Annotated in this window: 12 protein-coding genes; 9 read left to right on the top strand and 3 right to left on the bottom strand. The window is 66.5% G+C overall.

Translation table 11 applies throughout. The features are described from left to right. Positions 1–92: 92 nt before the first annotated feature. From BACI349Y_RS17565 to BACI349Y_RS17555, 3 genes are all read left to right on the top strand, one after another. Positions 93–866 (top strand): IclR family transcriptional regulator, encoded by a 774-nt coding sequence (locus BACI349Y_RS17565; protein WP_159633739.1) that lies wholly within the window; start codon positions 93–95, stop codon positions 864–866. A 139-nt stretch (positions 867–1005) separates the two neighbouring features. Beyond that, entirely contained in the window at positions 1006–2331 is a 1326-nt protein-coding gene (locus tag BACI349Y_RS17560) for a CaiB/BaiF CoA transferase family protein (RefSeq protein ID WP_159633736.1), read from the top strand. Further along, complete coding sequence (locus BACI349Y_RS17555; protein WP_159633734.1) at positions 2331–3260, top strand: hydroxymethylglutaryl-CoA lyase; 930 nt, start codon at positions 2331–2333, stop codon at positions 3258–3260. Before BACI349Y_RS17560 ends, BACI349Y_RS17555 begins: the two co-directional genes overlap by 1 nt. Before the next feature lie 55 nt (positions 3261–3315). Here the strand turns inward: BACI349Y_RS17555 and BACI349Y_RS17550 are convergent, their stop codons facing one another. Beyond that, complete coding sequence (locus BACI349Y_RS17550; RefSeq protein ID WP_201302471.1) at positions 3316–4824, bottom strand: amino acid permease; 1509 nt, start codon at positions 4822–4824, stop codon at positions 3316–3318. A 229-nt stretch (positions 4825–5053) separates the two neighbouring features. On the opposite strand from BACI349Y_RS17550, the gene BACI349Y_RS17545 reads away from it, so the two are divergent. The 5 genes from BACI349Y_RS17545 to BACI349Y_RS17525 all read left to right on the top strand — a co-directional run bounded on the left by BACI349Y_RS17545 (position 5054) and on the right by BACI349Y_RS17525 (position 11205). Continuing rightward, on the top strand, positions 5054–6256 hold the full coding sequence (locus BACI349Y_RS17545) for an HNH endonuclease signature motif containing protein (RefSeq protein ID WP_159633731.1): 1203 nt from the start codon (positions 5054–5056) through the stop codon (positions 6254–6256). A 136-nt stretch (positions 6257–6392) separates the two neighbouring features. Continuing rightward, positions 6393–7250: an IclR family transcriptional regulator gene (locus BACI349Y_RS17540; RefSeq protein ID WP_236560903.1), complete on the top strand. Its 858-nt coding sequence runs from the start codon at positions 6393–6395 to the stop codon at positions 7248–7250. Positions 7251–7407: 157 nt separating this feature from the next. Continuing rightward, positions 7408–9105 (top strand): urocanate hydratase, encoded by a 1698-nt coding sequence (hutU, locus tag BACI349Y_RS17535; protein ID WP_159633728.1) that lies wholly within the window; start codon positions 7408–7410, stop codon positions 9103–9105. Positions 9106–9204: 99 nt separating this feature from the next. Further along, a complete protein-coding gene (hutH, locus tag BACI349Y_RS17530) occupies positions 9205–10797 on the top strand; it encodes a histidine ammonia-lyase (RefSeq protein ID WP_159633725.1) in 1593 nt (530 codons plus the stop codon). 162 nt (positions 10798–10959) lie between these two features. Further along, a complete protein-coding gene (locus tag BACI349Y_RS17525) occupies positions 10960–11205 on the top strand; it encodes a hypothetical protein (protein WP_159633722.1) in 246 nt (81 codons plus the stop codon). 76 nt (positions 11206–11281) lie between these two features. Here the strand turns inward: BACI349Y_RS17525 and BACI349Y_RS17520 are convergent, their stop codons facing one another. Then, positions 11282–11539: a hypothetical protein gene (locus BACI349Y_RS17520; RefSeq protein WP_159633719.1), complete on the bottom strand. Its 258-nt coding sequence runs from the start codon at positions 11537–11539 to the stop codon at positions 11282–11284. A 205-nt stretch (positions 11540–11744) separates the two neighbouring features. Here BACI349Y_RS17520 and BACI349Y_RS17515 point away from each other — a divergent pair, with 205 nt between their 5' ends. Beyond that, positions 11745–12626, top strand: a complete 882-nt coding sequence (locus tag BACI349Y_RS17515; RefSeq protein ID WP_159633716.1) for a fumarylacetoacetate hydrolase family protein — start codon at positions 11745–11747, stop codon at positions 12624–12626. Here the strand turns inward: BACI349Y_RS17515 and BACI349Y_RS17510 are convergent. Then, positions 12623–13015, bottom strand: coding sequence for a universal stress protein (locus tag BACI349Y_RS17510; RefSeq protein ID WP_159633713.1), 393 nt, complete (start codon positions 13013–13015; stop codon positions 12623–12625). The genes BACI349Y_RS17515 and BACI349Y_RS17510 overlap by 4 nt on opposite strands.

Here is a 13015-nt window from a genome sequence, read left to right as displayed (position 1 = left end):
GCCACATTGTGGGTTCTCCATCATGATGTGGACCTGATGCTAACAGTTACTTCGGTCACACTCAACGCCCCCACGGCTCATACACTTTCCCCATGAGCTCCAGCGAAACGTCGGCCACGCCACTCTTGGTCCTGCGAAAGATCACTGCCATCCTCGATGCCTTTTCCCTCGTCCGGCCCGAGTTGTCGCTGGCTGAGATCCGTTCCAGTACGGGGGTGCCGCACTCCACGGTGCAGCGCCTGGTGGCGAACATGGTGCAGGAAGGGATCCTGGACCGGCACGGGGACCGCTACCGGGTGGGGGTGCGGATGGCCCACTGGGCGGCGCCGGCAACCCAGGGCCTGGATTTCCTGGAACTGCTGACCCCCGTGCTGCGGAGGCTTCGTGACGACCTGGGGGAGACGGCCTGCATCTTCCGCGAATCCCAGGGGAAGCGCGTCTGCATTGCCCTGGCCGAGACCCGCCGCATGCTCCGGCGGGCGGTGAGCGTGGGTGAAATCATGCCGCTGCACGTGGGTGCGGCGGGCCGGGTCCTGCTGGCCTGGAACCCGGAAGTTGCGGATGAGGTGTACCGGTCGGGCCTGGCGTCCCTGACCGACCAGACCATTACCGATGCCGCGAGCCTGGAGGAATCGGTTGCCAAAGTCCGGGCAGATGGTTTCGCCATCACCACCGGTGAACGCGTGTCCGGCGCAAGCGGAATCTCAGCTCCGATTTTCGGGCCGCAGGGTGAACTCTTCGGGGCCCTGACGGTGATGGGTCCCGCACTGAGGATGCCCTTTGACGTCTGTGCGTCCTGGGTGGAACAAGTACTGGCGGCCGCCGAGGAGGGCACCCGGGTGATCGGCGGCACCATCCCCCAGTAGGACCGGTTGTCGGATCCCTCTATCCACATTGTGAATTTGGGTCCACAATATGAATTATCGTGCCGACGATGCCTTGCGATCCACGGCAGGCCGGGCAAGCCGCCCGGCACCGGCTGCCGGCAGAACAGGAGTCCCAAACATGGTGGAAACTTCACAGACCGCGCCCGCTGGCGGCGTGCGCGCCGGGCAGGACGCAGACTCCGCACCTGCCGCCCGGGAGTTGGCCGGCCCCGGCGCTGCCCCTGCCCTTGGTGCCGTGGGAACGGCCGGCGGGCCGCTCGCCGGCGTGCGGGTCCTGGAGCTCGGCTCATTGATCGCGGGCCCGTTTGCAGGACGGCAGCTCGCAGACTTCGGTGCGGAGGTCATCAAGATCGAATCTCCCGACCGTCCCGATCCCATGCGTGAATGGGGGCGGGCCGCGATCGACGGCCACACGCTGTGGTGGTCGGTCCAGTCCAGGGGGAAGAAATGCGTGACGCTGGACCTCAAGTCTCCCCGCGGGCGTGAGCTGTTCCTGGAACTCTGCAGGGAAGCCGACGTCATCCTGGAGAATTTCCGCCCTGGAACTCTCGAGAAACTCGGGCTTGCCCCCGAGGTGCTGTGGCAAAGCAACCCGGGCCTGGTCATCGCCAGGGTCTCCGGCTATGGCCAGACCGGACCGGATGCGAACAAGCCCGGCTACGCTTCCGTGGCCGAGGCCCGCGGCGGCCTGCGCCACCTCAATGGTTATCCGGACCAGGCACCCCCACGGACGGGCATCTCGCTGGGGGACAGCCTGGCGTCGCTCTACGCGCTGCAGGGAATCCTGCTGGCCTTGTACTGGCGGGATGCCAAGGGAGGGACGGGGCAGGTTGTGGACGTGTCCCTCGTGGAGGCTTGCTTCTCCCTTTTGGAAAGTGCCGTGCCCGATTACGCGGCTGCGGGCGTTGTGCCGGGCCCCAGCGGTTCCGGGCTGAAGGGGATAGCGCCGTCGAATATCTTCCGCTCCAGCGACGGAAAATGGGTGGTGATCGCTGCCAACCAGGACTCGGTGTTCGTGCGGCTGGCTGCCGCAATGGGCAGCCCGGAGCTGGCCTCCGACCCCCTCTACAGCAACCACGCTTCCCGGGGTGTCAACCAGGAGGCGTTGGAGCAACTGATTGCCGAATGGGCCGCAGGCTTCGACCACACGGAACTGGTGGCGTGCCTTGACCGGCACGCTGTTCCCAACAGCACTGTGAGTACCATCGAGGACATCTTCGAAGACCCCCAGCTTCGGGCGCGCGGGATGCTGGTGGAAGTTGCCGACGAACAGTTGGGAACTGTGGTCCAGCCGGGCGTCATCCCCAAGCTGTCCCGGACCAGCGGCGGCATTGCATGGAACGGGCCGCTGGCGCCCGGCTCCCACAACAGCGACGTCTATGGGGGTCTGCTCAACATGAATGTCGAAGAACTGCAGCATGCCAAGGATGAAGGTGCCATCTGATGAATGGAATCGCGGGAACCGGTACTCCCGGAGGGGCAGTCTCAATCGTGGACGTCAGTCCCCGGGACGGGCTGCAGAATGAAAAAGTTCCGGTCAGCACCCAGGACAAGCTGCGCCTTATCAACGATCTGATTGCCCTGGGCGCCAGGCGGATTGAGGCGGTGAGCTTCGTAAACCCCAAAAAGGTTCCGCAAATGGCCGATGCCGATGCCGTCATGGCGGGGGTGCCGCGGGACGCCGGTGCCAGCTACATCGGCCTGGTGCTGAACACCCGGGGCGCCTACCGGGCGGTGGATGCGGGGGCGGACGAGATCAACTATGTCCTGCCGGTGACCGATGCCTTTGCAGCGGCCAACCAGAACGCGACGGTCGCCGCCGCCCTTGATGCCCTGGAGGAAGTATCCGGAATCGCTGCCTCTGCCGGCATCCCTGTCACGGTCACGGCCGCCGTCGCCTTTGGCTGCCCGTACCAGGGCGACGTGCCCGGGGAACAAGCTCTTTCGGTCGTCCGCAGCGCACTGCAACGAGGCCAGCTGGCCGAGGTTGCCTTGGCGGACACCATCGGCTGCGCCGTCCCCTGGCAGGTCAACGGGGTCTTTGCCGCCCTGGCGTCTGAAACGGATGTGCCGCTGCGGGCCCACCTGCACGAGACGCGCCACACTGCGTTGGCGAATACCTATGCCGCCATGGCGGCCGGGGTCAAGGTCTTCGACAGTGCCGTGGGAGGCCTGGGCGGTTGCCCCTTTGCCCCCGGCGCGGCCGGCAATGTTTCCACGGAGGACCTGGCATGGATGCTGGAGCGGGCAGGGTTTTCCACCTCGATTGATCCGCTGGCTGCCACCGAGCTGGGCCGCTGGATCTGCGCCAAAGTGGAGACCCCGCCGCGCTCGGGGCTCGCCGGCGCAGGAGTGTTCCCCAAGGCTGCGTAGGCCCAGGGGAACACTCCGCACCGAACTCCCGAACGGCGGCTATCGGCATCTTTTCCTAGCCCCGGCTGCTCCAGGCGGCAGCCTCCATCCCGCCGTCCCTGCCGACCACCGGCAGTGGCGAGGTCTCGTCCTCAAGGTGGGCCCGCCGTCGTCCGTCACCCTTGATCCACAGCCGGTACGCCAGGACCAGCAGCCCCAGCCACACGGCGCCCACGTACAGTGCGATCCGGGTGTCCTCGAAGGCACCCAGTACGGCGATCATCAGAGCCATGAACGCGATGGTGAGGACAGAAGCGGCAGGCCACCATGGGGACGGGAATTCCGACGCCGGCAGACCCTTCCGCGCGATTTCCCGCTTCATGGCCACGTGGGACGCCAGGATCATCACCCACACCCAGACGGTGGCGAAGGTGGCGATGGACGCAATAACGAGGAACACATCCTCCGGGATGACGGCGTTGAGGACCACGCCCACCAGCAGGATCCCGGCCATCATGACCACGGTCATCCAGGGGACGCCGTGCCGCGAGACCTTCCCGAAGGCTGCGGGCGCGTGGCCCTGGTTGGAGAGTCCAAAGAGGATGCGCCCGGCACCGAAGATGTCGCTGTTGATGGCCGACAGCGCCGCGGTGATGACCACCGCGTTGAGGATGTGCGGTGCGGCTGGGATGCCCAGGCTGCTGAAGATCTGGACGAACGGGCTGCCGCTGGTGCCCACCTGGTCCCACGGGAAGAGACTCATCAGGACTCCCAGGGTCAGGACGTAGAACAGCAGCACCCGCACCGGCACCGTGTTAACCGCCTTGGGGATGACCTTCTTGGGATCTGCTGCCTCGCCGGCGGTGATGCCCAGCGTCTCGATCCCGCCGAAGGCGAACATCACCACGGCGAAGGATGCCAGCAGGCCCTCGAAGCCGTTCGGGAACAGGCCGCCATGCTCAACGAGGTTGCCCAGGCCCGGCGCCACGGTGGAGTCCGCGGCCTGGAAGCCGAACACGATGATGGCGGCGCCGCCGGCGATCATGGCAATAATGGCCGCCACCTTGATCAGCGAGAACCAGAACTCCAGTTCGCCGAAGACCTTGACGCTGAGCAGGTTCAAGGCTGCCAGGAAGCAGATGACGGCCAGGATCCAGATCCAGCGGTCTACCTGCGGGAACCAGAACCCCATATAGATGCTGAACGCTGTGACGTCGGCGATGGCGACGATCGCCATCTCGAACACATACGTCCAGCCGGTCACGAAGCCGGACAGGGGGCCAAGATAACGGCTCGCATACTGGCTGAAGGAGCCCGACACCGGGTGCCGCACCGCCATCTCGCCCAGGGCCCGCATCACCATGAACACCGCGGCGCCGCCGATGATGTAGGCCAGCAGGACGGCCGGCCCTGCCTTTTGAATCGCCGAGGCGGAGCCGTAGAAGAGGCCCGTGCCGATGGCCGAGCCCAGGGCCATGAAGCGGATGTGCCGTACATTGAGGCCCCTGTTGAGGACAAGTCCGACGACGGCTGCCGGTTTGTGCGTTTCCACCGGACTTTGGGTCCGGGTTGGGGTGGGTTGCATAGAGTTACCTTCTCGTCTTTGGGAGGGGAGCCGCTAACCAGCAGACCATTTCCGGCCCGTTCGTGATGAGGCTCACGGAGGCTTGGTGTCTTCGGTTCCAGACTGTGGGCAGTGAGATGCGTTCGACGGCGGCACGCGGATTGACGCGCTGAGGCACCATCCGCTGCAGAGGGCCTGGCGGCCGGCAGCCCCCGGCGTGAATGTCAGTGGGTCGATGGATGATGTGGTTATGGGAATCAGCGGTGGTCTTGGGGCGGTGTTGGAGGGTGTCCGCGCCTCTGTTGCTGCCCTTGATGCGCTGGAGAAAGAGGACGATTTCCTGGCTTCCGGGGCTCATGGTGGTGCCGGTGTGGATATTGGTGCGGGTACGGATGTTTTGCAGCGGCGGTATGGGATCCGGCTGGAACGGCTGGAGCTTATGGCTCGGCTGGAGGCGCAACTGGCTGCGGTGAAAGCGGAGACCGCTGCTGAGGCAGTGGAGTTCCAGCAGACGATGACGCCGCCGGACGCCTCGATCCAGGACCGCACTTATGCTGACATGTCGGTGGTGGAGGAGATCGCGGGTGTCCTGACCATCAGCTCCGCGGCCGCGGGCGCTTTGGTGGAGCAGTCACGGCGGATCTGTTCCCTGCCGCCCGTCATGAACGCCTTGGCCGCGGGCGCGATGTCGTGGCAGCACGCCCGCATCGTTGCGGACGAGACCGAAGGCCTCACCCCGGAGGGCGCGCTGAAGCTGGTGGCGCATTTCTTCGACCCTGACGCGCCCAACCCCGCCCGCGGCGCCGCCCCCGGTGAGCTTGTCCCGTCCCGGTTCCGGGCCAAGGTCCGTGGGTGGAGGGAACGCCATCATCCGGACTCCATCGAGAAGCGGCACGCCAAGGGTGCGGCGGACCGGCGGATGGAATATGTCCCCGGGCTCACCGAAGCCATCAAACGCTGGATCAGGATGCGCGACACCAAATGCACCTTCCCCGGCTGCACCAACCGCACCCCCGACAACGAAACCGACCACCTACAAGCGTGGCAACACGGCGGCACCACTGGAACCAGTAACTTGGCACAGCTCTGCCCCAAACACCATCGACTCAAACATCACAGCCAATGGACACCGGACCCCGCCAACAAGAATGAACCACCCGGCTGGACCTCACCAACGGGCAGGCACTACAACCCAGAACACCCCGACCCCGAACCAACCCACTGGCCACAACGGCTCCTGGCGTTGTTCGGCGACGCCTCGGAACGGGAGACTTCAGCCGGGGCACTGGAGTGGCCGGACGGGTACGTGCCCGAACACCTCGGCTTGCTTGAGGAGCTAAGCGTCCCCGACGATCCCGGTCCCTCCGAAACTGAACTGCCGGCTGACCCTTTCCCTGAATGGTCTCTGTTCCTGGACTTTGAGGACCTGGAAGCGCAGGTTCTCTCGGGCTGAGCGTGCCGAGTCCCGGGAGCGTTTGTCTGGTATTTCAGACGTTAAGGTTCAAAATGAGTCGCCCAGGGCTCCCGGAAGGACGCAAGCTTAAGTACGGGATACCGGACAGAGCTAGCCAGAAAGACACTTCCACTTCATGAGCACTGCACTAAGCGCCACAACACTGGGCTCCGCAACACCAAACGCCGAAGCCCGGGCCCCCCGTCCCGCGGTGAAGGCGTCCTCCAAGGTTCCCGCCGCAGAAAACACCCTGCGCATCCTCAAGTTGCTGGCTTCCAGGCGGGGGCCGATGGCGGCCTCGCAGATTGCCTCCAGCCTGGACCTGCCCCGGTCCAGCGTCTACCACCTGCTGGGGGTGATGGAGGCGAATGGCTTCGTCCTTCATCTCCACGAGGAGCAGCGGTACGGCCTTGGCATCAGCGCCTTCGAACTCAGCTCCGCCTACTCCCGGCAGGAACCGCTGTCCAGGCTGGGCCGTCCCCTGCTCGCAAGCCTGGTGGATGCTATCGGCGAGAGCGCCCACCTTGCCGTGCTCCATGGCCGGGACGTGCTGTACATCGTCGAGGAACGGGCCAAGAACCGCCCGTCACTGGTGACCGACGTCGGCGTCCGCCTTCCCAGCCACCTCACGGCCAGCGGCCGCGCCATCCTTGCCGCCCTGCCCAAGTCCCAGGTCCGGGCGCTCTACCCCAACGCCGCCGCCTTCAGTGCGCGGCACGAGGTGGCGGGCGCCATCATGAAGTACTCGGCGCTTTCCTCGCACCTGGACCAGGTCAGGCAACGCGGGTATGCCACCGAGCACGGCGAGGTGACCCCGGGCTTCGGTTCCATCGCCGCCGCCGTCACCGACCACCTGGGCTGGCCCACTGCCGCTGTCGCGGTCACATTCCTGGAAGACAAGCTGGCCCCGGAGGAATGGCCGGCGCTGGCCGCCCGGGTCCAGAAGGTGGCTGATGAGCTCTCTGTCCGGATCCACGGACGCCCCACCAAGTAAAAGCTGTCAACCATAACCCCTTGGCAGCAGGCCTCGGGCGCGTCTGGCATCCCGGACAGCACCCATGCAAAAGCCCTGTGAAGCCCTTCCTGGAGGGGCTTTAGTGGATACAGAACTTCTTTCCTCCGTCAGACACACCACCCAGAAGGAGCCCACCATGGCACCCGCCGATTTCACCACCGGTGCCCGCCCGGTCAAAGCAGCCCGCGGCACCGAGCTCACCGCCAAGTCCTGGCAGACCGAAGCGCCCCTGCGCATGCTGATGAACAACCTGGACCCCGAAGTGGCAGAACGCCCCGACGACCTGGTGGTCTACGGCGGCACCGGCCGCGCCGTCCGCTCCTGGGCCGCCTTCGACGCCATCACCCGCACCCTGCAGACCATGGAAAAGGACGAAACCCTCCTGGTCCAGTCCGGCAAGCCCGTGGGCGTGTTCCGCACCAACGAATGGGCACCCCGCGTGCTGCTGGCCAACTCCAACCTCGTCGGCGACTGGGCCACCTGGCCCGAATTCCGCCGGCTCGAGGCCGAGGGCCTCATGATGTACGGCCAGATGACCGCCGGCTCCTGGATCTACATCGGCACCCAGGGCATCCTGCAGGGCACGTTTGAGACCTTCGCCGCGATCGCCCGCAAGCTCACCGGGGACGAGAACGGCACCCTCGCCGGCACCCTGACGCTGACCGGCGGCTGCGGCGGCATGGGCGGCGCCCAGCCGCTCGCTGTCACCCTGAACGAGGGCGCCTGCCTGATCGTCGACGTCGACGAATCCCGCCTGCGCCGCCGCGCCGGCAAGCGCTACCTGGACGAGGTGGAAACCGACCTCGACGCCGCCATCGCCAAGGTGCTCAAGGCCAAGGAAGAGCGCCGCGGCTGGTCCGTGGGCTACGTGGGCAACGCCGCCGAAGTCTTCCCCGAAATCCTGCGCCGCCACAAGGCAGGCGAGCTCACCGTGGACATCGTCACCGACCAGACCTCGGCACACGATCCGCTGTCCTACCTGCCCGAGGGCATCACCGTGGACGAGTGGCACCGCGAGGCTGCAGCGGATCCGGAAGGCTTCACCAAGAAAGCCCAGGCCTCCATGGCCCGCCACGTGCAGGCCATGGTGGAATTCCAGGATGCCGGCGCCGAGGTCTTCGACTACGGCAACTCCATCCGCGACGAGGCCCGCAAGGGCGGCTACGAGCGAGCCTTCGAGTTCCCCGGCTTCGTTCCCGCCTACATCCGGCCGCTCTTCTGCGAAGGCCTGGGCCCGTTCCGCTGGGTGGCCCTCTCCGGCGACCCCGAGGACATCCGTGTCACGGACGAGGCCATCAAGGAGCTGTTCCCCGAGAACAAGCACCTGCACCGCTGGATCGACGCAGCCCAGGAACGGGTGGAATTCGAAGGCCTGCCGGCCCGCATCTGCTGGCTGGGCTACGGCGAACGCGCCAAGGCCGGCCTGCTGTTCAACCAGCTGGTCAAGGAAGGCAAGGTCAAGGCCCCCATCGTCATCGGCCGCGACCACCTGGACTCCGGTTCCGTCGCCTCCCCGTACCGCGAAACCGAGGCCATGGCTGACGGCTCGGACGCCATCGCCGACTGGCCCATGCTGAACGCCCTCCTGAACACGGCCTCCGGCGCCACCTGGGTCTCCCTGCACCACGGCGGCGGCGTGGGCATCGGCCGCTCCATCCACGCAGGCCAGGTCTCCGTCGCCGACGGCACCGACCTCGCCGCCGAAAAGCTCGAACGCCTCCTCACCAACGACCCCGGCATGGGCGTCATCCGCCACGCCGACGCCGGCTACGAGCGGGCCCTCGGCGTCGCCAAGGAACGCGGTGTCCGCATCCCCATGCAGGAATCCCGCTAACCGAGCCCCAATTCCACATCGATTGCTCCGTAGGTGCCGTTATGACCCCTCAAAAGGGCCCCTACGGAGCAGTCGATGAAACAACACAAGGAACTTAAATTGACCACGATTACCCACGAACCGCTCACTGTCACCCTCGGGTCCGTCGGCGTCACGCCCCAGGATGTTCTCGCCGTCGCGCGCCACGACGCAGAGGTCACCATCGCCCCGGAAGCCCTCGAAACGGTGGCGAAAGTCCGCGCCCACATCGACAGCCTGGCCTCCAGCGACACCCCTGCCTACGGCATCTCCACCGGCTTCGGCGCCCTGGCCAACCGCCACATCCCCAACGAGCTGCGCACCCAGCTGCAGAAATCGCTGATCCGCAGCCACGCGGCAGGCATGGGTCCGGCAGTTGAGCGGGAAGTGGTCCGCGGCATCATGTTCCTGCGCGCCAAGACCCTGGCGTCGGGCCGCACGGGCGTCCGTCCGGTGGTCCTGCAGACCATGGTGGATGTCCTCAACGCGGGCATCACCCCGGTGGTCCGCGAGTTCGGCTCGCTGGGCTGCTCCGGCGACCTCGCGCCGCTGTCGCACTGCGCCCTGGTCCTGATGGGCGAGGGGGAAGCGGAAGGGCCCGACGGCGTCACGTACGGCGGGCGGGGCGAGCGGCCCGTCGCCGAGCTGCTCGCAGAGCACGGCATCGAGCCCGTCACCCTCGCGGAAAAGGAAGGGCTTGCGCTGGTGAACGGCACCGAGGGCATGCTGGGCATGCTCCTCATGGCCATCGCGGACCTGCGCCAGCTGCTGGCGACGGCGGACATCACCGCCGCGCTGAGCGTCGAGGCGCTGCTGGGCACCGACCAGGTGTTCCTGCCCGAGCTGCACGCCGCACTGCGGCCGCACCCGGGCCAGGCGGCCAGCGCGGACAACATGCTGCGCGTGCTCTCGGATTCGCCCATTGTGGCCTCCCACAAGGTGGGCGACTCGCGGGTCCAGGACGCCTACTCGCTGCGCTGCGCCCCGCAGGTGGCCGGCGCCGTCCGCGACACGGTGGACCATGCCGAACTGGTGGCTACCCGGGAACTGGCGGCAGCCATCGACAACCCCGTGGTGCTTCCCGACGGCCGCGTCAGCTCCAACGGCAACTTCCATGGAGCACCCGTGGCGTACGTCCTGGACTACCTGGCCATCGCCGTCGCCGACCTCAGCTCCATCGCCGAACGCCGCACGGACCGCATGCTTGACCCTGCCCGTTCGCACGGCCTCCCGGCCTTCCTCGCTGCCGACCCTGGGGTGGACTCCGGCCTGATGATCGCCCAGTACACCCAGGCCGGCCTGGTCTCGGACAACAAGCGGCTGGCCGTTCCGGCGTCCGTGGACTCCATTCCGAGCTCCGCCATGCAGGAGGACCACGTGTCCATGGGCTGGCACGCGGCGCGGAAGCTGCGCAAAGCCGTGGAGAACCTCCGCCGCGTCCTGGCCATCGAACTGGTGACCTCCGCCCGGGCACTGGACATCCGCACGCAGCTCTCGGGCGGCGTCCTCACTCCCGGACCTGCGGGCACCGCAGTGGTGGCAGCGCTCCGCGGCGTGGTGGAAGGTCCCGGAACGGACCGTTTCCTGTCCCCGGAACTGGAAGCGGCTGACCGGCTGGTCGCCTCAGGTGCCGTGCTCCGGGCAGCCGAATCCGCCGTCGGGCCGCTCGCCTGACACCGAAGGATCTTCAGGGCCTGCTGCGCTTCCGTCCGAAGTGCGGAATATCCGGCGCCACGGCCCTCCCTGGCGCCGGGAGTGTAGTAGAACTGAAGGTGTAGTGAAAGTCACATCAAAGAGGCTGTGGCGGCAGAACGATACAAAGGGGTAGAAGTTCACATGAAAGCACGTGGGGCAGTCCTGTCGCGGCGCAATGCCCATTCCGCCGCGGTGTCCAACTGGAAGTCACTCCAGGCCGGGGACCGCGTCGAGATCATCAAGCATGCACATGTAGTGGCAGCCGGGGAGGTGGAAGAGGTGTCGCAGAGCGGCAACGTCCTCTGGCTGGTGCCGGCGGGCCCGTCAGGTCCGGCGGAGAAGGAGCTTTTCCTGAAGTCCGACGGCGTGCAGGTCCGCCGCGGCTAGCAGCCCACCGGCAGCGCCGGCACTAAAAAGTCCCCGCACGCCTTAACGGTGTGCGGGGACTTTTTTGTGGTTTTGGTCAGGCGGCGATGGATTCGTACGTTTCGCCAAACGGTACCGATTCGTCCAGGGCTACGGTGTAGCTTCCCGGGTGCAGCCTGGTAACCAGGATGCCGCAGGCGGCTTCCTGTGCTGCAACCTCAATCAGTTCGGCCACCGCCTCTTCCAGTCCGGCGTGGACCTCGCTGGCGCTGGAGAACTCCAGGCTGATGGACCGCGGGGCGGGCCCTTCGGGGGTCTGGGCGGCGGGGACGCGCTCCAGGGTGGCTGTAGTCATGTACTGAACTTTCTGTGTTTCGTGCCAGGATGGCTCCATCATTCTACCGACTGCTTCCGTTATATGTCAGATGACTGTCCTTTGGAAGCCCCTGGGATGCGGTCACAAAGCGTTCCGTTCCCGGCCGCTCAGCAAAATCCGGGAGCATGGAAGCGGGTGCCCAGAGGGCCTGAAACCTGTCGGAACAGCTTGAGGAGAATTCGGTATGAAAATCATGCGCCTGGGCGAAAGTGGCAGCGAGCAGCCTGCCGTCGTGGTCCCCTCCACGGACGGTGTTGACCGGTATTTCAGCCTGCTGCCCATCACCGATGACGTGAACGGCGCGTTCCTTGCCGCCGGCGGCCTGGACAAAATCCGGAAAGCGCTGGAGGCGGGGGAGCTGCCGGTCCTGGAAGGTGCCGCCGCGCTCCGCGTTGGTTCCCCCGTGGCCCGGCCTGGCTGCGTGGTGGGCATCGGGATGAACTACGCCGCCCACGCCGCGGAATCGGGGGCGGAGCCGCCCACCATTCCCGTGGTCTTCCTCAAGCCCAGCAACACGGTCACCGGCCCGTTCGACCCCGCCCCGCTTCCACCCCGCTCCACGCAATACGACTGGGAGGTGGAGCTGGGCATCGTGATCGGCAAGGAAGCCAGCTACCTCGGTTCCACCGAGGAGGCCGCCGCCTGCATTGCCGGCTACGTCACCGCCAATGACTTTTCCGAACGGGAGTACCAGCTGCCCGGAGCCGCCGGCCAGTGGACCAAGGGAAAGTCCCTTCCCGGGTCAACGCCCCTGGGTCCGTGGCTGGTCCCTGCAGGGGAGACCGACGGCGGCAACCTGCGGCTGCGCAGCTGGGTGAACGGTGAGCCCCGGCAGGATTCGACGTCAGCAGAGCTGATTTTCGATGCGCCCACCCTGGTCCACCACTGCAGCCAGTACATGCGGCTGGAGCCGGGCGATGTGATCCTCACCGGAACGCCGCAGGGGGTGGCCTTAAGCGGCCGTTTCCCCTACCTCCAGCCCGGGGACGTGGTGGAGGTAGAGGTGGAGGGCCTGGGCCGCCAGCGCCAGGAGCTGTACCGGACGCCGGCGGCCACTGCGGTCTAGCCCGCTTTTACCGCCAGGACCGGGCAGTCCGCTTCAAGCAGGATGCGCTGTGACGTGCTGCCCATGATCAGCTTGCCCACCGGGGTGCGGCGGCGCAGGCCGATCACGATCAGGTCGGCTTTGTGCTCCTCGGCGGCGTCCAGCACCTCGGCGGCGGCGTCATGGCCGCGGACGGGCCGCTTGACCAGGTACTGGATGCCCTGGCTGGCCAGCCGCTGCTCAATGTCGTGGATGTCGCCTTCCTGGGCGAAACGGTTGTCCACGGTTGCCTCGCCCTTGGAGGAGTTGATCAGCACCAGGGTGGTGTTGCTCTTCCGCGCTTCGGCGATGGCCTGGGTGAGGGCAGCTTCGCCCTCGGGGGTCGGGACGTATCCCACAACAACGGTCAT

It is taken from the genome of Arthrobacter sp. 8AJ, assembly GCF_902506025.1.
In the GTDB taxonomy this organism is placed as follows: Bacteria; Actinomycetota; Actinomycetes; order Actinomycetales; family Micrococcaceae; genus Arthrobacter.
Note: the sequence above shows the minus strand (reverse complement) of the source record. Positions and strands in the feature narration are given on the sequence as shown.